The sequence below is a fragment of the Agromyces sp. CCNWLW203 genome (assembly GCF_036576125.1).
Classification (GTDB): Bacteria; Actinomycetota; Actinomycetes; order Actinomycetales; family Microbacteriaceae; genus Agromyces.
Map to the genome: position 1 here is coordinate 150,495 of NZ_JAZHYX010000007.1, position 25,086 is coordinate 175,580.

31 protein-coding genes and 1 tRNA gene are annotated in these 25,086 nt (G+C 68.1%); 15 read left to right on the plus strand and 17 right to left on the minus strand.

What is annotated here, in order from left to right; translation table 11 throughout:
• Position 1: 1 nt before the first annotated feature.
• Positions 2-916, minus strand: a complete 915-nt coding sequence (locus VPH61_RS16095; protein ID WP_332064526.1) for an RNA polymerase sigma-70 factor — start codon at positions 914-916, stop codon at positions 2-4.
• A gap of 106 nt (positions 917-1,022) precedes the next feature.
• Between VPH61_RS16095 and VPH61_RS16100 the strand changes: the two genes are divergently transcribed.
• Positions 1,023-1,958, plus strand: coding sequence for an NAD-dependent epimerase/dehydratase family protein (locus tag VPH61_RS16100; RefSeq protein WP_332064527.1), 936 nt, complete (start codon positions 1,023-1,025; stop codon positions 1,956-1,958).
• A gap of 113 nt (positions 1,959-2,071) precedes the next feature.
• A complete protein-coding gene (locus VPH61_RS16105) occupies positions 2,072-2,992 on the plus strand; it encodes a cation diffusion facilitator family transporter (RefSeq protein WP_332064528.1) in 921 nt (306 codons plus the stop codon).
• 65 nt (positions 2,993-3,057) lie between these two features.
• Here the strand turns inward: VPH61_RS16105 and VPH61_RS16110 are convergent, their stop codons facing one another.
• Positions 3,058-3,798: a DedA family protein gene (locus VPH61_RS16110; protein ID WP_332064624.1), complete on the minus strand. Its 741-nt coding sequence runs from the start codon at positions 3,796-3,798 to the stop codon at positions 3,058-3,060.
• Positions 3,799-3,970: 172 nt separating this feature from the next.
• The gene (locus tag VPH61_RS16115) at positions 3,971-4,624 is read right to left on the minus strand and encodes a biliverdin-producing heme oxygenase (protein ID WP_332064529.1); all 654 of its coding nucleotides are present in this window, start codon (positions 4,622-4,624) and stop codon (positions 3,971-3,973) included.
• A 130-nt stretch (positions 4,625-4,754) separates the two neighbouring features.
• On the opposite strand from VPH61_RS16115, the gene VPH61_RS16120 reads away from it, so the two are divergent.
• The gene (locus VPH61_RS16120) at positions 4,755-5,621 is read left to right on the plus strand and encodes an LLM class flavin-dependent oxidoreductase (protein WP_332064530.1); all 867 of its coding nucleotides are present in this window, start codon (positions 4,755-4,757) and stop codon (positions 5,619-5,621) included.
• A 1-nt stretch (position 5,622) separates the two neighbouring features.
• On the opposite strand, the gene VPH61_RS16125 is transcribed toward VPH61_RS16120, so the two are convergent.
• Together VPH61_RS16125 and VPH61_RS16130 are read right to left on the minus strand one after the other, a co-directional pair.
• Entirely contained in the window at positions 5,623-6,321 is a 699-nt protein-coding gene (locus VPH61_RS16125) for a response regulator (RefSeq protein ID WP_332064531.1), read from the minus strand.
• Positions 6,314-8,017: an ATP-binding protein gene (locus VPH61_RS16130; RefSeq protein ID WP_332064532.1), complete on the minus strand. Its 1,704-nt coding sequence runs from the start codon at positions 8,015-8,017 to the stop codon at positions 6,314-6,316. Before VPH61_RS16130 ends, VPH61_RS16125 begins: the two co-directional genes overlap by 8 nt.
• Before the next feature lie 164 nt (positions 8,018-8,181).
• Here VPH61_RS16130 and VPH61_RS16135 point away from each other — a divergent pair, with 164 nt between their 5' ends.
• Complete coding sequence (locus VPH61_RS16135) at positions 8,182-9,609, plus strand: cation:dicarboxylate symporter family transporter (protein WP_332064533.1); 1,428 nt, start codon at positions 8,182-8,184, stop codon at positions 9,607-9,609.
• Between the two features lie 145 nt (positions 9,610-9,754).
• Here the strand turns inward: VPH61_RS16135 and VPH61_RS16140 are convergent, their stop codons facing one another.
• Positions 9,755-9,904, minus strand: a complete 150-nt coding sequence (locus VPH61_RS16140; RefSeq protein ID WP_332064534.1) for a hypothetical protein — start codon at positions 9,902-9,904, stop codon at positions 9,755-9,757.
• Between the two features lie 253 nt (positions 9,905-10,157).
• Entirely contained in the window at positions 10,158-10,304 is a 147-nt protein-coding gene (locus tag VPH61_RS16145) for a hypothetical protein (RefSeq protein WP_332064535.1), read from the minus strand.
• Positions 10,305-10,566: 262 nt separating this feature from the next.
• On the opposite strand from VPH61_RS16145, the gene VPH61_RS16150 reads away from it, so the two are divergent.
• Positions 10,567-11,736 (plus strand): ImmA/IrrE family metallo-endopeptidase, encoded by a 1,170-nt coding sequence (locus VPH61_RS16150; protein ID WP_332064536.1) that lies wholly within the window; start codon positions 10,567-10,569, stop codon positions 11,734-11,736.
• Positions 11,733-12,212 carry a DUF4411 family protein gene (locus VPH61_RS16155; protein ID WP_332064537.1) on the plus strand — a complete coding sequence of 160 codons (480 nt, stop codon included), beginning with the start codon at positions 11,733-11,735 and terminating at the stop codon, positions 12,210-12,212. The genes VPH61_RS16150 and VPH61_RS16155 overlap by 4 nt, the downstream gene beginning before the upstream one ends.
• A 483-nt stretch (positions 12,213-12,695) precedes the next feature.
• Here VPH61_RS16155 and VPH61_RS16160 read toward each other — a convergent pair whose 3' ends face one another.
• The 8 genes from VPH61_RS16160 to VPH61_RS16195 all read right to left on the minus strand — a co-directional run bounded on the left by VPH61_RS16160 (position 12,696) and on the right by VPH61_RS16195 (position 17,603).
• Positions 12,696-12,860 (minus strand): hypothetical protein, encoded by a 165-nt coding sequence (locus VPH61_RS16160; RefSeq protein ID WP_332064538.1) that lies wholly within the window; start codon positions 12,858-12,860, stop codon positions 12,696-12,698.
• A gap of 14 nt (positions 12,861-12,874) precedes the next feature.
• Entirely contained in the window at positions 12,875-13,363 is a 489-nt protein-coding gene (locus VPH61_RS16165; RefSeq protein ID WP_332064539.1) for an HK97 family phage prohead protease, read from the minus strand.
• Between the two features lie 171 nt (positions 13,364-13,534).
• Complete coding sequence (locus VPH61_RS16170) at positions 13,535-13,738, minus strand: hypothetical protein (protein WP_332064540.1); 204 nt, start codon at positions 13,736-13,738, stop codon at positions 13,535-13,537.
• Positions 13,738-15,114: a phage major capsid protein gene (locus VPH61_RS16175; RefSeq protein ID WP_332064541.1), complete on the minus strand. Its 1,377-nt coding sequence runs from the start codon at positions 15,112-15,114 to the stop codon at positions 13,738-13,740. Before VPH61_RS16175 ends, VPH61_RS16170 begins: the two co-directional genes overlap by 1 nt.
• A gap of 123 nt (positions 15,115-15,237) precedes the next feature.
• Positions 15,238-15,564, minus strand: a complete 327-nt coding sequence (locus VPH61_RS16180) for a hypothetical protein (RefSeq protein WP_332064542.1) — start codon at positions 15,562-15,564, stop codon at positions 15,238-15,240.
• A gap of 217 nt (positions 15,565-15,781) precedes the next feature.
• Positions 15,782-16,489: a helix-turn-helix domain-containing protein gene (locus VPH61_RS16185; protein WP_332064543.1), complete on the minus strand. Its 708-nt coding sequence runs from the start codon at positions 16,487-16,489 to the stop codon at positions 15,782-15,784.
• 93 nt (positions 16,490-16,582) lie between these two features.
• Positions 16,583-17,218 carry a hypothetical protein gene (locus VPH61_RS16190; protein WP_332064544.1) on the minus strand — a complete coding sequence of 212 codons (636 nt, stop codon included), beginning with the start codon at positions 17,216-17,218 and terminating at the stop codon, positions 16,583-16,585.
• Positions 17,219-17,399: 181 nt separating this feature from the next.
• Complete coding sequence (locus tag VPH61_RS16195) at positions 17,400-17,603, minus strand: helix-turn-helix transcriptional regulator (RefSeq protein WP_332064545.1); 204 nt, start codon at positions 17,601-17,603, stop codon at positions 17,400-17,402.
• 124 nt (positions 17,604-17,727) lie between these two features.
• On the opposite strand from VPH61_RS16195, the gene VPH61_RS16200 reads away from it, so the two are divergent.
• Positions 17,728-18,246, plus strand: a complete 519-nt coding sequence (locus VPH61_RS16200; RefSeq protein ID WP_332064546.1) for a hypothetical protein — start codon at positions 17,728-17,730, stop codon at positions 18,244-18,246.
• Positions 18,239-19,408: a site-specific integrase gene (locus VPH61_RS16205; RefSeq protein ID WP_332064547.1), complete on the plus strand. Its 1,170-nt coding sequence runs from the start codon at positions 18,239-18,241 to the stop codon at positions 19,406-19,408. Before VPH61_RS16200 ends, VPH61_RS16205 begins: the two co-directional genes overlap by 8 nt.
• A 1-nt stretch (position 19,409) precedes the next feature.
• Here the strand turns inward: VPH61_RS16205 and VPH61_RS16210 are convergent.
• Positions 19,410-19,491, minus strand: a tRNA-Leu gene (locus VPH61_RS16210).
• Positions 19,492-19,614: 123 nt separating this feature from the next.
• Here VPH61_RS16210 and VPH61_RS16215 point away from each other — a divergent pair.
• Genes VPH61_RS16215 through VPH61_RS16245 form a run of 7 tightly spaced genes read left to right on the plus strand, consistent with a single transcriptional unit; the run spans position 19,615 to position 24,210 of the window.
• Positions 19,615-20,847: a CpaF family protein gene (locus VPH61_RS16215; RefSeq protein WP_332064548.1), complete on the plus strand. Its 1,233-nt coding sequence runs from the start codon at positions 19,615-19,617 to the stop codon at positions 20,845-20,847.
• Positions 20,844-21,713 carry a type II secretion system F family protein gene (locus tag VPH61_RS16220; RefSeq protein ID WP_332064549.1) on the plus strand — a complete coding sequence of 290 codons (870 nt, stop codon included), beginning with the start codon at positions 20,844-20,846 and terminating at the stop codon, positions 21,711-21,713. The genes VPH61_RS16215 and VPH61_RS16220 overlap by 4 nt, the downstream gene beginning before the upstream one ends.
• Entirely contained in the window at positions 21,701-22,654 is a 954-nt protein-coding gene (locus VPH61_RS16225) for a type II secretion system F family protein (protein ID WP_332064550.1), read from the plus strand. Before VPH61_RS16220 ends, VPH61_RS16225 begins: the two co-directional genes overlap by 13 nt.
• Before the next feature lie 54 nt (positions 22,655-22,708).
• Complete coding sequence (locus VPH61_RS16230; protein WP_332064551.1) at positions 22,709-22,876, plus strand: hypothetical protein; 168 nt, start codon at positions 22,709-22,711, stop codon at positions 22,874-22,876.
• A 44-nt stretch (positions 22,877-22,920) separates the two neighbouring features.
• Positions 22,921-23,316, plus strand: coding sequence for a TadE/TadG family type IV pilus assembly protein (locus tag VPH61_RS16235; protein WP_332064552.1), 396 nt, complete (start codon positions 22,921-22,923; stop codon positions 23,314-23,316).
• Complete coding sequence (locus VPH61_RS16240; protein ID WP_332064553.1) at positions 23,291-23,758, plus strand: hypothetical protein; 468 nt, start codon at positions 23,291-23,293, stop codon at positions 23,756-23,758. Before VPH61_RS16235 ends, VPH61_RS16240 begins: the two co-directional genes overlap by 26 nt.
• On the plus strand, positions 23,758-24,210 hold the full coding sequence (locus tag VPH61_RS16245) for a pilus assembly protein TadG-related protein (RefSeq protein WP_332064625.1): 453 nt from the start codon (positions 23,758-23,760) through the stop codon (positions 24,208-24,210). The genes VPH61_RS16240 and VPH61_RS16245 overlap by 1 nt, the downstream gene beginning before the upstream one ends.
• Positions 24,211-24,233: 23 nt before the next feature.
• On the opposite strand, the gene VPH61_RS16250 is transcribed toward VPH61_RS16245, so the two are convergent.
• On the minus strand, positions 24,234-25,043 hold the full coding sequence (locus VPH61_RS16250; RefSeq protein WP_332064554.1) for an alpha/beta hydrolase: 810 nt from the start codon (positions 25,041-25,043) through the stop codon (positions 24,234-24,236).
• Between the last annotated feature and the right edge of the window lie 43 nt (positions 25,044-25,086).

Below are 25,086 nucleotides of genomic sequence, written 5' to 3' on the forward strand. Positions count from 1 at the left end.
CTCAGCCCTCGCGGCCGCCGAACAGCGCAGCCGTGTCGCCGACCGCTCCGAGGTGAGCCAGCTTCTCCGGGTTCAGCTGGTTCGCGATCACCTGCGCCGAGCCGTCGGCGAACTCCACCATGAGCACGCTCAGCAGCGCGCCATCGGGACCCCGCACCCACACGGCAGGGGTGCCGTTGACAGAGCGCCGCTCGAATCGCACGCCGACGCGTGCCCCACGTCGAACGAGCCCGCCGAGGAACCGAGCTACCGCGACCGCGCCGTGCATCGGGTGCTGGATGGCGGGTGCCTTGCCGCCACCGTCGCCGTAGAACACCACGTCGTCGGCGAGGCGACCGACGAGACCGTCGACGTCGCCGGCCTCGAGTGCGGCGAAGAACGCATCGGCGAGGGCGGAATCCCGTTCGTCGACGCCGTCGAATCGCGGCCGCCGCTCGGCGATGCGCGTTTTCGCACGGTGCAGGATCTGGCGGCAGGCCACCTCGTCACGGCCGACGACCTCGCCGATCGCCCGATAGTCGTAGGCGAACACCTCCCGAAGGAGGAACACGGCACGCTCCACCGGGCCGAGCCGTTCGAGCACCGCGAGGAAGGCGAACGACAGGGTTTCGTCGCGCTCGATGCGGTGGGCGGGATCGGCGTCGTCGTCGGGCAGGGGCTCCGGAATCCAGGGGCCGACGTAGACCTCGCGAGTGCGCCGCGCGGATCGCAGCACGTCGATGGCGAGACGCGTCGTGACCGTGACGACGAAGGCATCCAGGTTCCGGATCTCGTCGCCGGCGAGCTCGCGTTCATGCAGTCGCAGGTAGGCGTCCTGCACGACGTCCTCCGCCTCGACGACGCTCCCGAGCATGCGATAGGCGACGGAGAACATGAGGGGTCGAAGCGCTTCATGCCTCTCGCCGGTGATCGCCATGCTTCGAGGATGGCACATGCGGGCGGCCCGGCCTCGGCGTCACAGATGCGGTGTCACAGACGCGGTGGCATCCTCGTCGGAGGTGGTGAGAGAGAAGGAGACCGAGATGCGAGTGTTCATCGCGGGCGCCACGGGCGCCATCGGAAGGAGGCTCGTGCCGCTGCTCCTGGCCGACGGCCATGAGGTGTTCGGCACGACGACGAGGTCCGAGCGGGTCGCCGGCATCGACGCGGCCGGCGCGCGTGGGCTCGTCATGGACGGCCTCGACGAGGCATCCGTACGCGCCGCCGTGCTCGAGGCGCGGCCCGACGTGATCGTGCACGAACTGACCGCGCTCTCGGGCGGCGTCTCCGACCTCAAGCACTTCGATCGCACCTTCGCCACGACGAACGAGCTGCGCACGCGCGGCACCGATCATCTGCTGGCGGCGGGCGCTGAGGTCGGCGCGGTGCGATTCATCGCGCAGAGCTACGCGGGCTGGCCGAGCGAACGCACCGGCGGCGCCGTGAAGACTGAGGAGGATCCGCTGGATCCTCACCCGACGGATGCCTCGCGGGAGACGCTCGCGGCGATCCGGTACGTGGAGGAGGTGACGACGGCCGCCGGGGGCCTCGCGCTGCGCTACGGCGCGCTGTACGGTCCGGGGCAGGCACTCGGGCACGGCGGCGAGATGGTGACGATGCTCGAGGCGGGCAGACTTCCCCTCGTCGGCGGCGGCACCGGCGTCACCTCGTTCTGCCACGTCGACGATGCGGCATCCGCGACCGCTGCAGCGGTGCGTCGCGGCCCCGCCGGCGTGTACAACATCGTGGATGATGAGCCGGCTCCGGTCTCGGAGTGGCTGCCGGCACTCGCCGAGGCGATCGGCGCGAAGCCGCCGATGCACATGCCGGCCTGGGTCGCGAAGCCGCTCATCGGCGAACACGGTGTCTCGATGATGACGAAGGTGCGGGGCGCGTCGAACGCGAAGGCCAAGCGCGAACTGGAGTGGACCCCGATCTGGCCGAGCTGGCGGGAGGGATTCCGCAGCGGGCTCGGCTGAGTGTCCGACGGAGCCGCCCGGCGCCCACCGCCCGACGCCGATGCAGCCCCTGAGAACGCGACTCATTCCTATCTTGAGCCCATCGCCGATTCCCGGCCTACGCTGGACGTGACATGGCACACGATCACGATCACGCAGCGACCGCGAACCGCACCCGGCTCTGGATCGCGATCGCGATCATCGGCGCCTTCCTCGTCGTGCAGGTGGTCGGCGCCGTCTTCAGCGGCTCGCTCGCGCTGCTCGCCGATGCGGGCCACATGGCGAGCGACCTCATCGGGCTCGTCATCGCGCTCATCGCCGCCTTCGTGGCGGCTCGGCCGGCGACCGATCGTCAGACCTACGGGTACCGGCGGGCCGAGGTCTTCGGCGCGCTCGTGAACGGCGTGATCCTCGTGGTCGTCGCCGTCTCGGTCGCGATCGGCGCGATCGGCCGGCTCATGAGCGGCGCCGAGGGCGAGGCGCACGAGGTGCAGGGCGTGCCCATGCTCGTCGTCGCGGCGATCGGCCTCGTCGCGAACATCGCGGCGATGCTCGTGCTGCGCGGCGGGGCGAAGGAGTCGATCAACCTCCGCGGCGCGTATCTCGAGGTGCTCGGCGACATGATCGGTTCCGCACTCGTCATCGCCGCGGCGCTCGTGATCGTGTTCACGGGCTGGGATGCCGCGGACCCGATCGCATCGCTCGCGATCGCCGCGCTCATCGTGCCGCGAGCGCTGTCACTGCTCCGCGACGTCGCCCGGGTGCTCTTCGAGTCGGCGCCCGCCGACACCGATGTCGCCGAGATCCGCACGCACATCCTGCGGACCGCCGGTGTCGTCGCCGTGCACGACGTGCACGTGTGGGCGATCACCTCGGGATCCCACGTGTTCAGCGCGCATGTCGAGGTCGAGCCCGAGGTCTTCGCGTCGGGTCGCACGGGCGAACTGCTCGACGAGCTTGGCGGATGCCTCAGCGATCACTTCGATGTCGGGCACTCGACGTTCCAGCTCGAGCCGGCGGGCCGGGCAGAGCAGGAGCATTCGCAGCATCCGTGATTCGGTGCGACCGGCGAGCGATGCTCGCGGCCGGTCGACTTCTTCGGGGCTCTTCGCTGCCGCCGCTACTTCTCTTCGGGGCCGCGCTCGAAGACCTCGGGGTCGAGTACGAGCTGGGCTGCCTCGTCTTCGTCGGTGATGACGTCGGCGCCAGCCTGCTCGGCCTTCCTCGCCTTGCGGGCCGAGGCGAAGTAGTGCCAGAGCGTCGGGATGAGGGTGAGGACGACGGCGCCGATGAGGATGACGTCGATGTACTCCTGCACGAACTCGGCGACCGGCGGGATGTAGCCGATGAGGAAGCCGAAGTACGTGAGGCCGACACCCCAGATGATCGCGCCGATGAAGTTGTAGAGGGTGTACTTCTTGTAGTTCATGTGGCCGACGCCGGCGGCGACGGGAGCGAAGGTGCGCACGATCGGCACGAAGCGGGCGAGGATGATCGCGAGCGCGCCGAAGCGCTCGAAGAACGCGTTCGTACGCTCGACGTTCCTGACGCTGAAGAGCCCCGACTCCTTGCGTTCGAAGACGCTCGGGCCGAATTTGTGCCCGATCAGGTAGCCCACCTCGCCGCCGAGGAACGCGGCGAAGCCGATCGCGAGGCACACCCACCAGATGTCGACGCCGAAGACGAGCACGGTGTGGGTGAGCAGCCCTGAGATCACGAGCAGCGTGTCGCCGGGCAGGAGGAACCCGACGAGCAGGCCCGTTTCGGCGAACACGATCGCGCAGACGACGACGAGCGCCCATGGACCGGCGCCCGAGATGATCGTCTCGGGGTCGAGCCAGGGGATGAGCGAGGTGTGGATCACTGGGGGATCTCCTGTCGTCGTCGAGACACGGCGATTGCCGGGTCAGCAGCGGCGTGGTTTCGTTGCAGTCTACCGACGGCGTTCGCGCGCGGCATCCGACTCGAGGATGACGACGGCTCACTCCGTGGAGTGAACCAAGTGGTGGAGCTGTCAGCCGTGGCCGCTGCGGTCAGGCCGAGAGCGCCTCGAAGATCGCGCTGTTCATGCGGAACGAGGTGCGGACCTCGGCGATGAGCACGTCGACCTGCTCGGGCGCGAGGGCGAGATCGTTCATCGCCTCGCGGTAGCCGCGCTTGTAACGGACGACCCCGTCTTCGGCGATGTCGAAGCGGTAGAAGCTCAGCTGCTCGGGGGTGGCCCCGTAGTGGCGGGCCACGAGCCGGGCGATGGCCTGGCCGCCCGAGAGGTCACCGAGGTAGCGCGTGTAGTGGTGCGCGAGGTAGCGCACGTCGTCGTCGGAGACGGCTCGCAGGTGGGCGGCGTACTCGGCGGTGGCGGGCAGCGCCGGGTGCGCGGTGCGCCAGTCGGCGGCACCGAGCGCCGCGAGGTCGGCCTCGATCGCGGCCAGTCGGGCGAGCTCGGGGTCGAAGACCGCCGGGTCGCCGTCACGGCTGCCGCGCTCCTCGAGCGCCTCATACACCCAGCCGAATTGGGCGAGGTAGCGCGTGTACTCCGCGAGCGAAAGCTCGCCGCCCATGAGCTGCACGATGTAGCCGCGGGACTCCGCTGCCTTGTGGTCGTCGGCGGAGGCCGCGCGCACGAGCGCGGCGACGTCGAGCGGCTCGGAGTCGGTGCGGGCCGGAGCGGCGGGGGCGATCGTCATGGGGCGACCCTTCAGTGAGGTTAGGTTTACCTTACATCCTAGGGGGAGTGGGTGCGTCCTGACACTGATGTCCGGTGTCGCGGCCCGATGACGACAGCGGATGTCGGTGGCCGGCCGTACGCTCGGTCGCATGCGACACGGCTTCATCTACACGGGCAGCGATCCAACTCTCGCGGTCGAACTCGCCCGGCTCGCCGAGGCATCCGGCTGGCACGGGTTCTTCGTCTGGGAGGGCATCTGGGCGACCGACCCGTGGTCGACCCTCGGTGCGGCTGCGATGGTCACCGACCGCATCAGGCTCGGCACGATGCTGACACCGGTGCCGCGCCGTCGGCCGTGGGAGCTCGCGGGGCAGACCATGACGGTCGACCGGCTGTCGGGCGGCCGTGTCATCCTCTCGGCCGGGCTCGGCGTCTCGGAGGCCGAACCGCGATTCTGGATCTTCGAAGACGACCCGGGCCGCAAGCACCGCGCCGAACTGCTCGACGAGTCGCTCGAGCTCATGCAGCAGCTGTGGCGGGCCGAGCCGTTCGAGTACGAGGGGCAGCACTACCGGGCGAAGCGCACCGACTCGATGCTGCCGCCCGCGACCGTGCAGCAGCCGCGCATTCCCACGTGGGTCGTCGGCCTCTGGCCGCGCATGAAATCGATGCGGCGGGTCGCGCAGTTCGACGGGTGGATCCCCAACTACGCGCCGCCGGGCAATTCTCCCGAGAGTGCCGATGAACAGGCGCGTCTGTTCACCCCCGAGATCGCCGCCGAGGCGATCGCGTGGATCACGGTCGAGCGCGAGCGTCTGGGACTCGCCGACAGGCCGTTCGACGTGATCCAAGAGGGCACGACGACCGGCACCGATGCCGCGGCAGATACCGCTGTCGTGCAGCCGTGGGCCGACGCCGGCGCAACCTGGTGGCTCGAGTCCGACTGGTCGGTGCCCGCCGAACGCATCGAGGCGTATGCGCGGGCGCGCGTCACGGCGGGGCCGCCGCAGGCGTAGCTCAGCGGCGCCGATACTCGACCTCCGGTCGCCCGGGCGTGCCATATCTGCCGGCGCGCTCGACCACGCCGGAGTCGGCGAGATGCTCGAGATAGCGGCGTGCCGTCACTCGCGAGAGGTCGAGCATTGCGGCGAGCTCTGCGGCCGACAGCGCAGCAGTGGGAGCATCGCGCACCGCGGAGCGCACGCGATCGAGGGTCTCGCGGGTCAGGCCCTTCGGTAGGTCGGCACCCGACGAGGTGCGAAGTGCCGCGAAGGACGCATCGACCTCCTGCTGGTCGGTGACGCCGGTCGAGCCGACGCGAGCGTGATAGTCGCGGTAGGCCTGCAACTTGTCGAGAAACGTCGAGAACCCGAACGGCTTGATGAGGTACTGCACGATGCCGAGGGAGACCGCCGATCGCACGACGGCGGCATCCCGCACCGCGGTCACGGCGATGACGTCGATCTCGATCCCCGCTGCCCGAAGCGCGCGGCAGAGTTCGATGCCAGTCGTGTCCGGCAGGTTCATGTCGAGCAGGATCAGGTCGAACGGTGCGGCGCGGCCGGTGTGTGCGGCGCGAAGCAGCCGGAACGCTTCGTGCCCGGTGTGCGCCACTCCGGCCGCGACGAATCCGTCGACCCGATCGACGTAGGCCGCGTGGGCGTCGGCGGTGATCTGGTCGTCCTCGATGACGAGGACGCGGAGCGGCTCAGTCATCGGGGCTCGCGTCGCGGGTCGCGGCGGACGGTGAGCGCGCCGCCGACGGAGACGGCGCGCCCGACGTCGACGGTGCGGGCGCCGACGAGATCGGCAGGCGAACGGCGAACGTCGAGCCGTGCACGCGGATGTCGCCGCCGAGGCGCGACACCGTCTGGCGCACGAGAGCGAGTCCGATGCCGTGACCGGCCGACTGCTTGGTCGTGACGCCTAAGTCGAACACGTGCTCGCCCACAGCCGGCCCCGGGCCGCTGTCGCTCACGGCGATGTGCAACGCGCCCCCCTCGGGGTCGGCCTCGACGGCGACCTCGACGCGCGGCGCCGGGGTGGCCGCGGCCGCGTCGAGCGCGTTGTCGATGAGGTTGCCGACGATCGTGATGAGATCCCGGGCGGGCACCGTGGTCGCCTCGAGTCGGTCGGGCAGCTCGATCTCGAAGGCGATGCCGCGTTCGCTCGCCTGCGCGGCCTTGCCGAGCAGGAGGGCCAGCAGCACCGGTTCCTCGACCGCCGAGAGGAGCCGGTCGGCGAGAGCTTGGCTGAGGGCGAGTTCCGAGCTCGCGAGTGCCGCGGCATCCGCAGCCCGATCGAGTTCGATGAGCGCGATGATCGTGTGCAGCCGGTTGGCGAACTCGTGCGCCTGGGAGCGCAGGGCGTCGGACAACGTCGTCATCGTCTCGAGCTCGCCCGTGAGCGCGAGCAGCTCGGTGTGGTCTCGGACGGTGGTGACCGAGCCGATGCGACCGGCGCCGGCGGCTGGGCCGCGATCACGCTCACGAGAGACGATGACGTCGCGGTCGATCACGAGCACGTGCGTCGGGGTGATGGCGATCGCGTCGACGACGGCGTCGGTGCGCGCGAGCACCTCGGTCACGGCGGGCGCGAGTTCGAGGTCGGCCAACGGCACCGGCGCCGTGTCGTCGCCGCGGACGTCGCGGCGTTCGCGTCGAGGCAGCCCGAGCAGTTCGGCCGCGCGATCGTTGTACAGCACGACGGCGTTCGAGCGGTCCTGCAGAACGAGGCCCTCGCCGATCGAGTGCATCACGCCCTCGTAGTACGAGAACATGCGGCTCATCTCCTCGGCCCCGCGACCCCACGTGACCCGCCGCAGGTAGCGGCTCAGCACCCACGCGATGATCGCGCCGATGCCGATCATCGCGAGCGCGGCGAGCAGCACCGTCGCGATGCGCGCGCCGAGCGCGACCTGCGTGTTCGAGACGGTGACGCCGACGGCGACCAGTGCGACGATCTCGCCGTCGTCGCCCGCGACGGGCACCACCGCTCGGACCGAGGGGCCGAGCGTGCCGGTGTAGGTCTCGGTGAACGCGTCGCCATCGAGGGCGCGGTCGATGCTGCCCAGGAACCGCTGACCGATCTGCGCCGGATCGGGGTGCGTGTAGCGCACTCGATCGGGCGCCATGATCGTGATGAAGTCGATGCCGGCCTCGCGCATCACGTCGAGCGCGTACGGCTGCAGGTGCCGCGACGGGTCGCTGGTGCCGAGCGCGGTCGCGACGAAGGGGTCGGCGGCGAGCGTCTCGGCGACGGCGAGGCTCTTCGCGGCGGCATCCCGCTCGACGTCGGCGCGAGCATCCGCCCAGATCCATGCGACGGCGATCGCCGCGAGCGCCACGATCATCACCAACTGCAGCGCGAAGAGCTTCGCGGCGATGCTCCAGCCCCGAATCCACTGCACCATGGCCCACCTCGCAACGCCGCTCGTGATCACTCTAGACACGCTTCAGCCAGGCCGGCGCGAACAGTATGAACACAACCCGGTGCCGCGGCATCCGGCATCGCATTCTGGGGCGACACCGACTCATCGTCGACCGGCGATGACCGACCCACGGAAGGCAGACGGCAATGGCGCTCCAGTCTCAGACCTCGGGCACGAAGCCCAGGCGCAGGATCGACTCCTCGCACTACCTCTACATCGCGGTCATCGTGGCCGTGCTCGCCGGCATCACGGTGGGCCTCGTCGTTCCCGAGTTCGCCGTCGGGCTGAAGCCGATCGGCGACGCCTTCGTGCTGCTCATCAAGATGATGATCGCCCCCATCATCTTCTGCACGATCGTGCTCGGCGTCGGATCGATCGCGAAGGCGGCGACGGTCGGCAAGGTCGGCGGCCTGGCCCTGCTCTACTTCATGGTGATGTCGACCTTCGCGCTCGGCATCGGCCTCGTGGTGGGCAACCTCATCCACCCCGGTGAGGGCCTGAACATCGGCAACGCCACCTACGACACGAGCACGCTGGAGCCGAAGTCGACGTCGGAGTTCATCCTCGGCATCATCCCGACCTCGATGCTCTCGTCGCTGACCGACGGCAACATCCTGCAGGTGCTGTTCGTGGCGCTGCTCGTCGGCTTCGCCCTGCAGAAGATGGGGTCGAAGGGTTCGCCCATCCTCGGGGCGATCCGGCAGATCCAGGCGCTCGTGTTCCGCATCCTCGCGATGATCATGTGGGTCGCGCCGCTCGGCGCCTTCGGTGCCATCGCGGCCGTCGTGGGCAACACGGGCGTCGCGGCGATCATCAGCCTCGGCACCCTCATGATCGCCTTCTACATCACGTGCGCGATCTTCATCGTCGTCGTGCTCGGGTCGCTGCTCTGGGCGGTCGCGCGGGTCAACATCTTCCGCATGATGAAGTACCTCGGCCGGGAGTACCTGCTGATCGTCTCGACGTCGTCGAGCGAGGTCGCGCTGCCGCGCCTCATCGCCAAGATGGAACACGTGGGCGTCTCGAAGTCGGTCGCCGGCATCACGGTGCCGACGGGCTACTCGTTCAACCTCGACGGCACCGCGATCTACCTCACGATGGCCTCGCTCTTCATCGCGAGCGCCATGGGCACGCCGCTCTCGCTCGGCGAGCAGATCGGCCTGCTGATCTTCATGATGGTGGCGTCGAAGGGAGCGGCCGGCGTGACCGGCGCCGGTCTCGCGACGCTCGCCGGCGGCCTGCACGCGCACCGGCCCGACCTCGTCGACGGCGTCGGCGTGATCGTCGGAATCGACCGATTCATGTCGGAGGCGCGGGCACTCACGAACTTCACCGGCAACGCCGTGGCCACGCTGCTCGTCGGCACGTGGACGAAGGAGCTCGACCGCGAGCAGCTCGGCAGCGTGCTCGCCGGTGAGCGGCCGTTCGACGAGTCCACGATGAGCGTCGACGACCACCTCTCGAGCGACGAGCAGGCCGAGCTCGAGCGCGAGGAACGGCCGTCGACGGCGACGATCGCCGCCATCGTCGGCGAGCTCGAGCAGGAGAAGGCTGGCCAGGCCCGAGGACGCTGACGTTCGCGTCGCATCGCCGGCTACGACTGGCACGGCACCGGTGGGCACCGTTAGGTCGGTGTCCGCCGGGCTCGCCCGTTCCACGGAACGAGGCGGCCGCAGCGACGACGCGTCGCGGCGCCGGCTGTTCGACGGCTGCCGAGTTTCAGGCCGAGGAGTCGTCCTTCTTGATCTCGTTGCCGTCGGCGTCGTACTCGACCCATTCCTCGCTGATGTCGGGGTCGAGCGATTCGGGACGGTTGGGGTCGCGGTCGAGGCTCAGCGGCTCTTCGAGCGGGTCGACGAAATCGGTCATGGTGCTTCCTCCTGAGACGTCTGGGGTTCGACGTTATCGCGACCGCCGACGCTTCGACAGGATTTCGCGCCGTTCGGTCTGTTCAGTCAGCCCTGCTCAGTCCAGTGCGGAAGGTGGGACTTGAACCCTACTCGCACCCCCATAGATGCACTGATCGGGGCCACAATCCGCTTAAACAAGCGGATCATGACCCCGATACGATTAGCTCAATGCAGCTGGATTGCCGATGAGTGTTGCCACTTCGTTGCCACGCTCAGAGGCGACGACACTCCGAACAGAGCGGCTTGCCGCCGTCACCGCTTCGGCGGTTCTCCCGCTCGATGTTGTTGCCGGTGTTGCAGCTCGTGTTGTTGTGGTGAACATCCGAGTTCACCGAGTGCCAAGGGCTGGTCTTCGTCATCGTTCGGATCCTCCTGCCCTGGAGCCTTCGTTGGCCCCAGATCACTGGACCCTATCCGCCGCAGTCGCGACGTGGGGGCCCCAAAGCGAGGGTCACTCTCCGATTGAGGGCCAACGACGCAAGCTGGCGACTCTCCCAAAAGATTCTGGGTTAGTCGCCAGCTGGTACTGACGGTCGTTCAGGCTCGCGGGGGCGAGGGCAGCGCGCTCCGGTGGGTGACCGTGTGTAACATCCTGAATGTGGCTACCGAGGAGCGATCGCGATGACACTGCGCCGCATGACGGTGCAGCCGAATGTGCTCGAATGGGCGCGGCGTACTGCGGGCCTCCCCGTCGATGAAGCCGCCAAACGCATAGGTGTCTCGCCACTTCGAATCGATGAGTGGGAGGCGGGGACGCTCGAGCCCACGATCACTCAGCTGCGCAATGCCGCGGACGCATACGATCGCCCTTTCGGTGCGATGTTTCTCGAGAGCCCGCCCGACAATGAGGAGATCTTCGACCTCCCCGACTTCCGGCGACCGAGCAATGCCGGCGTCGAGTCAGCCGCTCTTAGACGGTCGATTCTTCGAGCGCACCGGCAACAAGAGGCTCTGCAGGACGTTCTCGACGAAGGATCGGAGCTGGGACTGCCGACGGCCCAGATTATCAATCTCTCGATCGAGGATCCGCCCGGCAAATCAGCTAAGCGCATACGCGACGAGTTGGGGCTTAGTGGTCTACGCTCGAGAGATTTCGCCGACCCCGAGCGTCTCTTGCGATGGCTTGTTCGGACGGTGGAAAGCCGCGGCTACCTCGTGATCCAGACCCAGCGGGTGCCCATAGACGAGATGCGTGGGTTCTCCCTGGCCGGCGGTGCCGCGCCGATTATTGCCCTGAACGGTGCGGACTGGCCACGTGGGAAGATCTACACCCTCCTACACGAGCTGGCCCATGTGGGACTTCGTCACAGCGGTCTCTGCGACCTAAGCCGGGAAAGCAAGAAGCCCGAGGAACGGTACTGCGATGCCGTTGCCGCGGCCGTCCTCATGCCGGCGGGATCCTTCAAAGAGGCGGCGATGAACTCTGATCCGATCGATTATCGTTCGTTGCGCGAACTCGCCTCTTCGTTCGGGGCGAGTGCAGAAGCTGCACTAATCCGGATGGTGCACCTGGGTCTTGCCACCTGGGAGCAGTACTTCGAGATGAAGCCGGTATTTCGTGAAGCGTATGTGAAGTACAAGCAGGACGAGCGATCGGCGGCGGAGGGCAAAGACCCGCCCCCTATCTACTACCAGTTGAAGGTAAGAGACCTCGGGCGCCCGTTCGTTCAGACTGTCTTGCGCGCGCACGACGACGGAGCGCTCAGTGCCCGGGATGTTACGAATCTGCTCGAGATCTCGTACGACAAGGTTCCGAAGCTGGCGCAGCTGTCGGGAGTGGTGGGACTGTGAACAATTTGGTCTATTCGCTCGATACAAGTGGGCTTATCGACGGGATCGAGCGCTTCTATCCGATCCGAAATTTCCCGAACTTCTGGACGCGCATGGATGAGCTGATCGATGCCGGCAGACTGCGAGTTTCAGAGGAAGCGTGGAACGAAGCAATCTCTGTGGATTCGCTCCTGAAGGACTGGTGTGAGGAAGACGGGCGTGATCGCCAGCGATGTGTATACCCCACGAACAGTTCGGTGGCTGCGATCGTGGGTCAGATCGGTGCAGACTTCCCGACGTGGATGCAGCAGGGACGTAAGAACGGGGCCGACCCTTTCGTGATCGCGGTAGCCGAGCATGAAGGAAGCATGGTGATTTCGGGCGAGGTGAACGGCGGTCCTTCGAAGCCCAAGATTCCCTACGTGTGCGCCCAACGGGGCGTGAAGCACGGTCGCTTGGTGGATCTCATCAGGCAGGAAGACTGGATCGTCGGGTAAGACGTGTTCGGGTTCAGTTCCGGCGCTTCGCCGGCCGCTTGAAACGAGACACGTTCGGCAAAGCTTCAACCGCAGCATCCTCACGTAGCGTCTCGACCTTCCTCGAACGCAGCTCGTGCTGCAGCCGCACCCGAGGCGTACCGCCCAGATCGTTTCAGCACCCGCGAGTGCTCGCCGTGCTCATCGGCGAACTTCCGGATACAGCGGCGGACCACACGTACCCACACGCCCGCACCACGCGCGGGGAGAGAGTTTTCGGAACACTGGCGGGTCTTCCGCGCCCGTGATCTCTAAAGATTCGTGTCGTCTCGCGGCGCGTGTCGTTGTGGGTGCGTGTGTGGGTGCAGCCCGGGCCGTGAGTGGCCCGGGCTGCGTGTCTCGCGCTGGGTGCCGCAGCAGATGACTGGGCTTCCCATCCGTTCCCGTGTGACAGGTTCGTGGACTTCGCAGTGCGGAGACCTGTCGGGTGTGGTTGACGCGAGGTCATATGGACTCCTGCTCGAGCTCGGCGAGTTGGCGTTGGATGTCGGTCATCACGCGCTGGGCCTCACGCTTCCTGCAGTGGGCATCCGCGAGCTGCTCTTGCAGCTCGAGCAGGCGGCGCTCAGCGTTGTCACGGAGTCCCTCCCAGATCTCCCGGTCATCCATTGCTCAAGCCCTCCTCAGACGAACGGGAGGAGACGTGTCTCCTCGAGCGTGATCGGTGCCGCACGGACATCGCTGAGTGTGTACGGGTTGGCGCCGTAGCCGACGATCGCGACGTCGCCGCGGTGGATGTCGTACTCCTCGATGCGGAACTCCGTGTAATCGGGTGACCACTGTCCTCGGACGATGCGGAACGCGAACGACATCTCGTCGATGAGGCCGGCGCGGATCTTCGGCACGATGTACGCGACATCCCGATCCTCGAGGTCTAGGTTCGGTGCGTTCACCTCGAGGCCTTCATCCGTCTCGGCGAGGATCAGCGACCCGTTCGTGGTGCGTGCGATGCGTCGCAGCGGGTCATGCTGGAGCACGAGGGGCACATCGAGGCCAGCCTGAGCCAGACTCACCGCGCCCGCGCCGGCCGCCATGACTTCCGTGTACGGGCCGAAGAAGTCCCACATGTCGTACGGGCGCTCATACGCCGTCGCGAGGCCAGTGAAGTGCACGGGTCCCGATCCGGGTTCGCTGGCCCGCAGGGTCGCACGTACCGTCGCCTCAGCGCGGGACGTCGGGTCGGGAGCGGAGCGCCGCTGCCTGGGCCGGTCGTGTCGCTGCACAACTTGACCCCGGCGAGCGTACGCCGCATCCCGCCGAGACTGCTCGTCGGCGGACACGGCTCAGCCCTCCGGCTCGAGTTCGACCCAGGCTGGCAACGTCTCACCCGGCACGAACACGACGTCGAGACCCGTGTCCGGGTGCACCGTGTGCACATAGTCGGCCGCGACCCGGCGCGCCTCCACGGGCGACGCGCTGGCCTCGGAGACCTTGAGCGTTCGTTCCTGCTCGCGCTGCTCCGCGAGAGGGTGCGGGCGGCGGCCCATCACACCGCTCCTTGCAGGGAGCGGTACACGGCGAACGCGGTCGACCTGGCCGGCTGGATGTCGCCTCGCCAGTGCGCCACGACCCCGATCTGGCCGTTGTCGGCGTACCGCTCAGTGAGCACCTGGAGCGTGAAGCCCAGACGCTGCCCGATCAGGAGCTTGCTGAAGTCGCCAGCAAACGCGTCAGTCGCGCGGCTGGCCATCGTCCCCTGCGTGTAGGACGGGATCTGGTTCGACGTGAACCGCGGGATGTCCTCGAGCTCGCCCGGGATCCGCAGCGGCTGCCCAGTCGTATCGTTCGCGCCCGCGTACTGCCGACGAAGCTTCGTGTTCCAGATGACCGCGGTCGGCTCCTCGTTGCCGTCGCGGATCTTGAACACCAGATCCAGCAACTCGTTGTAATACGTCGCCGGCGTCTGCGCGGTGCCGTTCGCCGCGCCACCGAGCACGTTCCCGGCGAGGGTCGCGTTCAGCGCCGCGAGGATGCCGCGCGGGTTCGGCGGGGTCGGCAGGTTGATCGAGCCGGCGCCGGCGATAATGCCGCCGTACAGGCCGGTCAGGTCGAGCTGCTGCGCCATGGCCTTCGCGATCGCGTCGGCGACGATCTCGTCGGCGTTGTCCGCGTCCTGGAACCACTCGAGCGACCCGAGCAGCAAAGCGCTCTGCGTCTTCGCAGTCAGAGTCACGTTGTCCAGCACCACATCGGAAGGGGTGATCGCCGAACCCTCCGTGCGGAACGCCGGCGACGGGTCGCCAGTCAGCCGGCCGATGTTCACCGTCTTCGCATCCATCGGCACGAGAGTCGCGCCGGCCTGCCCGATCGCGGAGGCGTTACGTGCACGGTCGATCAGGTCGGCCGCCCACTCGGTCGGAACAACCGCCGATCCGCTCGTGGTCGTGATCGCGCGCACGAGCTGGCCGATGCCGCCGTACTGGGCGATCGTCTGCTCGTCGGCCGCGGTGCGCCTGGCGAGCGGGTGAGCCCGGAACGACTCGCCCGAACGCAGCGCGGCACGCTTGCCGGTGTCGACGTCGATCCAGTCACCGGCACGAACGTCCGGCGCGTCGACGTCGTCCAGCGCTCGAGGATTCGTGTAACCGGCGCCCGTGGGGGTCCGCGTCTCCGCGTCGGCGGTGGCCTTCTTGTCAGCCTCCGCCTCACGCTCGAACGCTGCGAGGTCGGCGCGCAGCGTGTGCAGCTCCGCCTCGAGTCCGGTCTTCTTCGAGCGGAGCGCCTCGACGGCCTCCGAGCTCGGACCTTCCTTGCCGCGGAGCTCGTCGAGCTCAGTCGCGTACTGGTTCTGGAGCGCGATCTTCGCGTTGAGCTGGCCCCGCTTCTGCGCGATCAGCTGTTCAAACGTCGGGAACTGGGACATGAGTAAAGCCCTTCTGAGTCATGGGTCGGTTGGGAACCAGGACGTCAGTCGGGCCTCTGCCAGTCCGAAGAGCGGCACATGTCGCGCGAGCGATCGTTGATTCCATTGTAGGTGAAGTCCCGGTCAGTCCCCGGTTTCGCCACGCTCATCGCGGAGGAAGATCTCCTGATCGATGGCGGCCGCGCGGATGGTGGCGAGAGCGGCATCCGGGCTGCCGGTCGCCGCGAGCAGATTCCCGGCGGCGTGCCAAGTCAGCACCTCGACGATGTCGCCGAGCTCGCGGAGCATCCCGAGCAGGTCACCCTCCGTCGGTTCGGCGGGGATGTCGACGAAGCTCCGCAGCGTGGCCCGGACGTCGGCGCCCTGGGAGAGCACGGTGGTGATGAGCGCGAACGCGGCCCGGTGCGCGAGTGCTGCCCGCTCATGGTCGAAGTTCAGTTCCGAGGTCACGGTGTGCCCTTCCGGTTGAAGCGGGCATTCGGATGCTGTTCGTGATACCGGGCGCGCTTTCGCTCCCGATCGCGGGCCGCTCGCTCAGGGCTGCGGTCGTACGCGAGCTTCGCCGGCCGACTGTCACGCTCCGCGTACTGGCAACGTGTGGTGCAGTACCTCGAGCGCGGCCGCACCGCCCGGTCGATCGGATCTCCGCAACGTGCGCACGAGTCCGTCACGGGATCATCCCCTGCTCCGCGAACACCCTGCCCACGTCACTCAGCGCCTCATACGTCGGCTCACCGAACTCCGGACCCTCGTACTCCTGGTACCGCGGCATCGCAGCGAGATACCGATCGATACGATCCGTCGCTTCAGTCGGCGACAACGCACGCCACTCCTCGAGCTTCTTCTCAGGAGGCACCGCGTTGTTGTAGTGGATATACAGGTCACGCAGGTAGGCGACCTGCTTCTCAGAAGCCGATGACGACGGGAAAGAGAATCCCTCCGCGGGTCCGCTCGCCAGAGTGGACCTCAGATCTTCTTCATCTGTATCTACTTGATGTGTATCTACTTCGTCGGCCACTGTGCCACCCTCTCCCTGCCTCTCTGCCACCGTGGGGGTGGCACTGTGCCACCCTCCCTCGGGTGCGCTACGATCGAAGATCGCGATCGTGTAGAGGTTGCTGGCGTGCGTTCCGTCGGCCCTCATCCGCTGCTGCCACGTCACGAGCTGGCGTTCTCGCAAGCTCTCGAGCGCTCGACGTACTGACCGCTCGGACGCCCGCGCTTCCTTCGCGAGCGTCCCCATCGATGGCCATGCCCGCCCGTGCCTGTCGGCCCGGTTGAGCAGGGCGACGTACACGAGTAGCTCGTGGGCGTTGAGATCCGATTCGCGGATGACCCAGTTCGGGATGACGCTGAACGTCCCCCCGCTATTCATGGCCGCCCTCCTGGGCTTCCTCGCGCAGGATGCGCTCGGCCGCGTCCAGCAGGATCTCCGCAGCCTCAGCGATGCACTCCGCCCGCGTCGGCATCAGAGACCGCCTTTCCCAGCCAGGATCGTCTCTGCCTCGCCGAGCGTGGCCGCTTCACCATCGACGACCAGCCGCGCGAGGTCGAGCGCCGAGTTCAGAGCTTCCCGCTTGTCGAACAGGAACCGAAGATTGGTGAAACCCCCGGCGATGCCCTTCTCGTACTGGATTTGCGGTCCGTACGCGGTTCGCAGCTCCGCGGTTCGGAGGTCGACGACCACGATGTCGCGCATCTGGACATCGCCGATCGCCTCCGACAGGAACGTCACGGAGACGGTGGGCCAGTGCCAGTCGATGCTCGTCTGGACGGCCCAGGACGGCGCCTGTAGCGGCGGCGCGGGGAGCTCGGGTGCGATGAACTTGCTGAAGTAGAAGCCACCGAGGTCGCGTTGCGAGAACGCCTTCATACTCAACCGGGAAGTCTCCTGCAGCTCGGCGAAACGGTGGTCGTCGGGCTTGATGCGGCCCACCTGAGCGTGGGCCTCGCACATCGACGCGCACCACTCGCGCAGTTCAGGGGTGTCCCCGATGCTGGGCCGGTCGACGCTGATACTCTTGTTCATGATCGTTCTTCCTTCCAAGGGGTTTCGGTCCTCGCCCCAGCCCTGGCCGGTTGGGGCATTCTTCTTGTCCTTCATCGCGGGTTCTCCTCCCGCTGCTTAATTCGCTCGAGCTGACGCTGCAGCGACGCCACAGCGTTCGGGAGCGCCTCCTGCATCGATGACGCCGACACGGGCCCACGCGGAAGACGGACCGTCGTCGCGAGCCGACTCGAGCCGGCCTCCAGCGTCAATCTCGCTTCACCGCGGCCGACGCTCATCAGGCGCTCGCTCGATCCGTGATCGTGCGCTCGCTGGCCTCGAGCCACTCGATGCAGTCGGACTCCCGGTAGACCACGGTGCGCGGGGTGGGCTTCAGGAACTTCGGGCCCTTCCCTGTGAACCGCAGCTGCGCGAGGTTCGACTTCGTCATGCCGGGGATGAGGCTGCACACCTGATCCGGTGTGAGGTACTTCTGTTCCACGCTTTCCTCCTCGCCTTGGGCCAGTGATGTTCTAACTGGCTCACGAACCATGAAATCACCGTGAGTCACTCATGTCAAGCGCCATTCATGACACGGGGCGTTCAGTTTGTGGCACGATGGGCAGATGGCAAGCGCATTCGAACTCGTTGTCGTCGATCCAGATGCGATCTCGCTCCTTGGTGGGGTGGTGCGGGCACGCCCGTCGGCGCATCTGCGTGCGAGCGGTGATCTTTCGATAGACGCGACTGTTGAGATCGAGATCGCTCTGGATGAAGCGCTCGGGCGCTATGTAGCCAAGTCGGTTCGGGTGGAATGTGACGAGCCTGGAGGCGAAGTCACGGCCAAGCTGCTGCGTGAAGTGCGCGTTCAGGAGGCCATCGTCTCGGTTGCGCTGCGCGACATGATCAGCGTGGTGCTCGGTGAGCATGAGGATGACGTGGAGGTGCTCTCCGGGGAGGAGATGCTGGCACGCGTAAAGCCGATGCGCGGTCGGGATCGCTATGAGGTTGTGCAGGACGCCATGATCATCGACGCCATCGCTCGCCTCGGAAATTGGCCGCCGCTCGCGACCGTCGCGGCCAGGCTTGGAGTTAGCCAGAGCACAGCCACCCGGCTCGTAGCTGAGGGGCGCCGCCATGGGTAGCGTCCATCCCTACGAGACATCCGGCGGCAAGCGGTACCGAGTGCTGTACCGGAAGCCCGACCACTCCCAGGGCCAGAAACGCGGATTCAAGACGAAGCGCGACGCCGAGCTCTACCTCGCCGAGGTCGAGGTGTCGAAGGCGAAGGGTGACTACGTCGACCCAGCCGACGCGCGCACGACGATCGCGACGCTCGGCGCCGAGTGGCTCGCCACGCAGACGCACCTGAAGCCCTCGAGCTATCGGCCGGTGGAGATCGCCTGGCGCGTGCACGTCGAGCCCGTCTGGGGGAGTCGCAACGTCGGCGGCATCCGTCACAGTGAAGTCGCGGCGTGGGTGTCGCAGCTCTCCACGACGAAGGGCGCGACGACCGTCCTCCGCGCGTACGGGGTGCTCGCCTCGATCCTCGACGTCGCAGTGAAGGACCGACGCCTCTCGCGGAACGTCGCCCGCGGCGTCTCACTCCCGCGCAAGGGGAAGAAGGCCCGCGTCTACCTCACCCACGAGCAGGTGACCGCGCTCGCCGAGGCATCCGGCGATCACGCCACTATCGTCTACACGCTCGCGTACACGGGCCTCAGATGGGGCGAGCTCACCGGGTTGCGGGTGAAGCACGTCGACGCGCTGAGACGGCGGCTCACGGTCGCAGAGAACGCCGTCGCCGTCGGACGGGTCGTGCACGTCGGCACCCCGAAGTCGCACGAGGAGCGCTCCGTGCCATACCCGCGGTTCCTCGCCGAGCCGATCGCCCGCGCCTGCGAGGGGAAGGGCCGCGATGACCTGGTCTTCGCGGGCGCGTACGGCGAGCACCTGCTGCGCCCGAACACGAGCGAGAACACCACCTCGTGGTTCCTCCGCGCCCTCACCGTGGCCGGCCTCGAGCGGATGACCATCCACGATCTCAGGCACACGGCCGCGAGTCTCGCGATCAGCTCCGGCGCCAACGTGAAGGCCGTCCAGCGCATGCTCGGGCACGCCTCCGCCGCGATGACCTTGGACGTCTATGCCGACCTGTTCGACGATGATCTCGACGCCGTCTCAGAGGCCCTCGATGAGGCACGCGCTGCCACGAGTGTTGCCAAAATGTTGCCACGGAAGGCCCAGAAAGGCGCCAAGGTGGCCCAACTTCCGCGTGGTTCCGGGGGAGTAGCGCCGACAAACTGAGTGCGGAAGGTGGGACTTGAACCCACACGCCCGAAGGCACAGGAACCTAAATCCTGCGTGTCTGCCGATTTCACCACTCCCGCGAGTGCCCGATCAGTCTAGGCGTTGCGGACGCGCCGGCCCTGGAGCAGTCAGAGGCGACGCGTCGTCGCGGGGTTGTGGATAACTTCGGGGCGCGGCATCCGCTGCACCGCATGATGGGTGCCATGACCGACCCCGTGCGCACGATCGCCGACCGGGTGCGCACCCGGGTGCTGCGCGACGGCGTCGATCTCGCCCGCGACGACTCGGCGGCGGCACGGTACGCCCACGAAGAGGTGCGGCGCTACAGCGAGCGCGCCCTCTCGGGAGCGCACGCCCAGCTCGGCGACGAGGTCGGCACCACGCGTGAGGTCGTCGCATCGATCACGGGCTACGGGCAGCTGCAGCCGTTCTTCGAGGATCCCGAGGTCGAGGAGATCTGGATCAACGCGCCGACGAAGGTGTTCGTCGCGCGTCGCGGGGTCGCCGAGCTCACGACGGTCGTGCTGTCGGATCGCGAGGTGCGAGAGCTCGTCGAGCGGATGCTGCAGCACTCGGGCCGGCGCGTCGACCTCTCGTCACCCTTCGTCGACGCGACCCTGCCCGACGGCTCGCGACTTCACGTCGCGATTCCCGACGTGGCGAGGTCGCACTGGTCGGTCAACGTCCGCAAGTTCCAGCGCCGCATCCGCTCGCTCGCCGCGCTCGTCGAACTCGGTTCGCTCACTCCGCACGCGTCGGAATTCCTCCGCATGAGCGTGCTCGCGGGGGCCAACATCCTCGTGTCGGGTGCCACCCACACCGGCAAGACGACGATGCTGAACGCTCTCATCTCGGGCGCGCGCACGGGCGATCGAGTGGTCACCGTCGAGGAGACGTTCGAGCTCGATCTCGACGTGCGCGACCTCGTCGCGTTGCAGTGCCGCCAGCGGAGTCTCGAGGGCACCGGCGAGATCACGCTGCGGCGCCTGATCAAGGAGGCGCTCCGCATGCGGCCCGACCGCCTCATCGTCGGCGAGGTGCGCGAAGCCGAGAGCCTCGACCTCCTCATCGCCCTGAACTCCGGGGTTCCGGGAATGTGCACCATCCACGCGAATTCCGCGCGTGACGCGCTCGCGAAGCTCTGCACCCTGCCGCTGCTCGCGGGCCGCAACATCGACTCCGCGTTCGTCGTGCCCACGGTCGCGAGCTGCATCGACCTCGTGGTGCACCTCACGATCGATCGCGACGGCCACCGACGCGTGGCCGAGATTACGGCGCCGACGGGCGGATGCACCGGGGCGGCGGTCGATGCCGAGGCGATCTTCGTCACGCGAGACGGTGCCCTCGTCGCGACCGGGGCGATGCCGGTGCGACTCGAGAAGTACCGGGCCGTCGGGCTCGACCCCGACATCGTTCTCTCGGTGGCGGCCCGATGAACACGAGTCTCGTGCTCGGCGCGCTGCTCGGGCTCGGTGTGCTCCTCGCCGTCTCCCCCGTGCTCTGGCCTGCGAAGGCCGACGCGAAGAGCCGTCGCAGCGCGACGGCGAGCCGGGTCGCCGACGAACTCGCCCTCGCCGGCCTCGCCGGAGTGCCGATCGCGGTGATCGTGATCGTCGCAGCGCTGCTCGCCCTCGTGACGGGTGCGGTCGCGCAGGCCGTTTTCCTGGTCCCCGTGCTCACGATCGTCGCCACGGTGCTCGGTGCCGCGCTCGTCCCGCTCCTCGTGCATGCCCGTGCGACGCGGCGGCGAGCGGCCAACCGTGCGGTCTGGCCCGACGTCGTCGACCATCTCGTGTCATCCGTGCGCGCCGGCATGTCGCTCCCCGACAGCCTCGGCGCGCTCGCCGAACTCGGCCCCTCGTCGACGAGAGCCGCGTTCGCGACGTTCGACGACGAGTACCGGCGCACGGGCAACTTCGGCGCATGTCTCGACCGGCTGAAGGGCGTGCTCGCCGATCCGGTGGCCGACCGCATCCTCGAGACCCTGCGCATGGCCCGCGAGGTCGGCGGCAGCGACGTGACCGCGGTGCTGCGGGGCCTCTCCGGCTATCTGCGTGAAGACGCGGCACTCCGCGCCGAGGTCGTGGCCCGGCAGTCATGGATCCGCAATGCCGCGCGACTCGGCGTCGCTGCGCCGTGGCTGCTCCTCCTGGTGCTCGCCTCCCGCCCCGAGGCCATCGTGGCGTACGACTCGGCTGCCGGCGCCGCCCTGATCATCGCGGGCGTGGTGGTGACGATCGTGGCCTATCAGGCGATGGTCGCGCTCGGTCGCCTGCCCGAGGAGCGCCGATGGTTCCACTGAACAGCGTGCCCGCGCTCGGCCTGCTCTGCGGCGCACTGCTCGGCCTCGGGCTCTGGCTCGTCGTGTCGACGGTGCCGCGCATCGGCCGTGCCAGGCTCGTCGAGCGGGTGGCTCCGTACATCGCCGACATCTCGGCAGAGGCGCGGTCCCTCCTTGCACACCGTCCCTCTGACCCGACGCCGGTGCTCGGGCTCGTCGCGCGGCCGATCGTGCGCGCCGTGCGAACGGTCGCCTCCGAATGGCTCGGCGGTGCCGACACGATCGCGCGGCGCCTGCGCCAGTCGGGATCCACGGCGTCGGTCGAGCGTTTCCGAGGCGAGCAGCTCGCGTGGGGTGCCGGTGCCTTCGCGATCGCCTCGGCGCTCGCGATCCTCGCCCCGTCGTTCGGCGCTCTTCCGGTGATCGTGCGCATCGCCATGCCGTTCCTCGCGGCGGCCCTCGGCGTGGTCGTGCGCGACTGGGTGCTGCAGCGTGCCGCGCGCCGCCGACTGGCCCGCATCTCCGCCGAGTTGCCGACGGTCCTCGAGTTCCTCACGCTGAGCCTCACCGCGGGTGAGGGCATGCTCGATGCGATCCGCCGAGTGGCGCGTCTCGGCAACGGTGCAGGAGTGCTGCCGACAGAGTTCGCCGCGACCGTCGCATCGGTGGGATCGGGCGTGCCCCTCGGACAGGCGCTGGCACGACTCCGCGACGACCTCGATCATCCGGCCCTGTCGCGAGCGCTCGACCAGGTGCTCGGCGCACTCGAGCGCGGTGCGCCGCTCTCATCGGTACTCAGGGCCCAGGCCGGCGACGCCCGCGACGAGGCCAAGCGAACGATCATCGAGCAGGCCGGCCGCAAAGAGGTCGCCATGCTCGTGCCCCTCATCTTCCTGATCCTTCCGGTGACGATCGCGTTCGCGCTGTTCCCGGGATACCTCGTACTCCAGGCGGGCTTCTGATGGCTCGCCTCCACATTGACGGCACGGCTCCGTGCTCCGACGAAGGGGAATCACATGCGCGATCTGCTGAAGCGGCGGTTCGAGGACGAGCGAGGCGACGTACCCGGCTGGGTGCTCATCACGCTCATGACGGCGGGTCTCGTGATCGTCATCTGGGGCCTCGCCGGCCCGGCGCTGTCGGGCGTCTTCGATCAGGCGATCAGCCGGGTGCTGGGCGTCTGACGTCAGGGGAGCGGTCTCGCTCCCGGGCGGGCGCACGACCAGGCGTGTGGTTCCGTGCGCTCGCGCACGAGGACGGTGGGTCCGCCGTCGCCGAGTTCACTCTCGTCGGCATCCTCATCACGGTGCTCGCGCTCGCCGTCATCCAACTCGCGCTCGCCCTCCACGTGCGCAACACGGTGCTCGATGCAGCCGCCGAGGGGGCGCGATACGCAGCACTCGCCGGATCGAGCGAGGGTGCAGGCATCGCGCGAACGCGTGAGCTCATCGGTATGGCCGTCTCGACGGAGTACGCCCGAGACATCGAATCGGGCACCACCACGGTCGACGGCATCGCGATGGTGTCGGTGACGGTGCGAGCCCCGCTGCCCGTGGTCGGACTCCTCGGCGTCGACCGTGCGCTGGAGGTGACCGGCCATGCTGCGCTCGAGACTCTCGAGTGACGAGGGATCGGCCTCGCTCGAGTTCCTGTCGGTCGGCATGATCCTGCTCGTGCCCCTCGTCTACCTCGTGCTCGCCATGTCGGCGATCCAGGGCGGAGCGCTCGCCGTCGAGGGCGCCGCCCGTCAGGCCGCGAGGGTCGCCGTGCGTGCGGTGAACTCCGGCGCAGCGGATGTCGCGGTGGAACGCGCTGTGCGGGTCGCGCTCGACGATTACGGGGTCGATGCCGACGCGGCATCCGTCTCGGTGTCGTGCTCGCCGTCGGGCGACTGCTTGGCCCCAGGCGAGCGCGTGCGCGTGTCGGTCACCGCGAGCGTGACCCTGCCGCTCGTGCCCGATGTGCTCGCGCTCCATCAGGCGGCGAGCGTGCCGCTCGAAGCGAGTGCGACGCAGACGGTCTCGCGCTTCGCCGCCGGGCGCGACGGGACAGGGAGCGACCCGTGATGCGCCGCGATCGACTGCGCCCCGGCGCCGACCACGACGAGCAGGGCTCGACGCTGCTGCTGACGATCTTCTACTGCGTGCTCGGGCTCTCATTGATCCTCGTCGTGGTGTCGGCGACCTCGCTCTACCTCGAGCGCAAACGCCTCTTCACGCTCGCCGACGGCACCGCGCTCGCCGCGGCGGAGTCGTGGAGCCTCGACGCCGTGCAGGTCGAGGGCGACCATCTCTCTCTCGAACTCGACTCGGCCGACGTCGGTCGGGCCGCGACCGCGTATCTCGGCGATGCGGTGCACGAGTTGCACGACGTCGAACTCGTGCGCGCGGCATCCGATGACGGCCAGAGCGCCACGATCACCATGCGCGCGGTCTGGTACGCGCCGATCCACACCGAGCTGGTGCCGCTCTTGGTGCCCATCGAGGTGACGGCCACCGCACGCTCGGTGTTCCACTGACCGTCCGCCGGGCAGCCGCTCCGTTAGTGATCCTCGCGGTGATTGGGGAGCCGACCATCGTCGACGACTGCCGGAGGGATGGCCGAAAGGGCAGCGTGCAACGTCGCTGCAGACTCGGCGATCGCGACCGTCGCGTCGTCGAACGGGTGTCGGAGGAACTCGTGAATCATCCCGTCGTAGCGGCGCACCGTCGTCGGGACGCCGGCGTCTCGAAGCCGCCGGCCGTACTGCTCGCCCTCGTCGCGGAGCGCGTCGTACTCCGCGGTGATGATGTAGGCAGGCGGGAGGCCGCTGAGGTCAGGCTCCAGCATGGGCGAGACCCGGGGGTCGAGTCGCTGTTCCGGGGCGTCGAGGTAATGGTCCATGAACCAAAACTGGGCTTCCCGCTCGATGTTGCCGTAACAGCCTGCAAGCCGCGTGATGGAGTCGTTCTCGCGTCGGAAGTCCAGGTCCGGGTAAATGAGGAGTTGGAAGGCGATACTCGGCGCTCCGGCATCGCGCGCCCTCAGCGCCACGACCGCGGCGAGGTTGCCTCCCGCACTGTCGCCGGCCACTGCAAGTCGGCCGGCGTCGAGGCCGAGTTCGGCCGCGTTCGCAGCGACCCAGTCGGTGACCGCGAAGCCCGCGTCGATCTGGGCGGGGTACTTGTGCTCGGGGGCGAGGGGGTAGCCGACTGCGACCACGACGATCTCCGCGGCGTTCGCGTAGGAGCGCGCGAGGGCGTCGTGCGAATCGAGATCGCCGAGCACGTAGCCACCACCATGGAAGAACACGAGGACGAGCGCAGGCGGGGCGGATGCGGTTGACGCCGGCCGGTAGATCCGGATCGGCACCTCGCCTGCGGCAGTGTCGGCGAGGCGATCGACCACCTCGGCG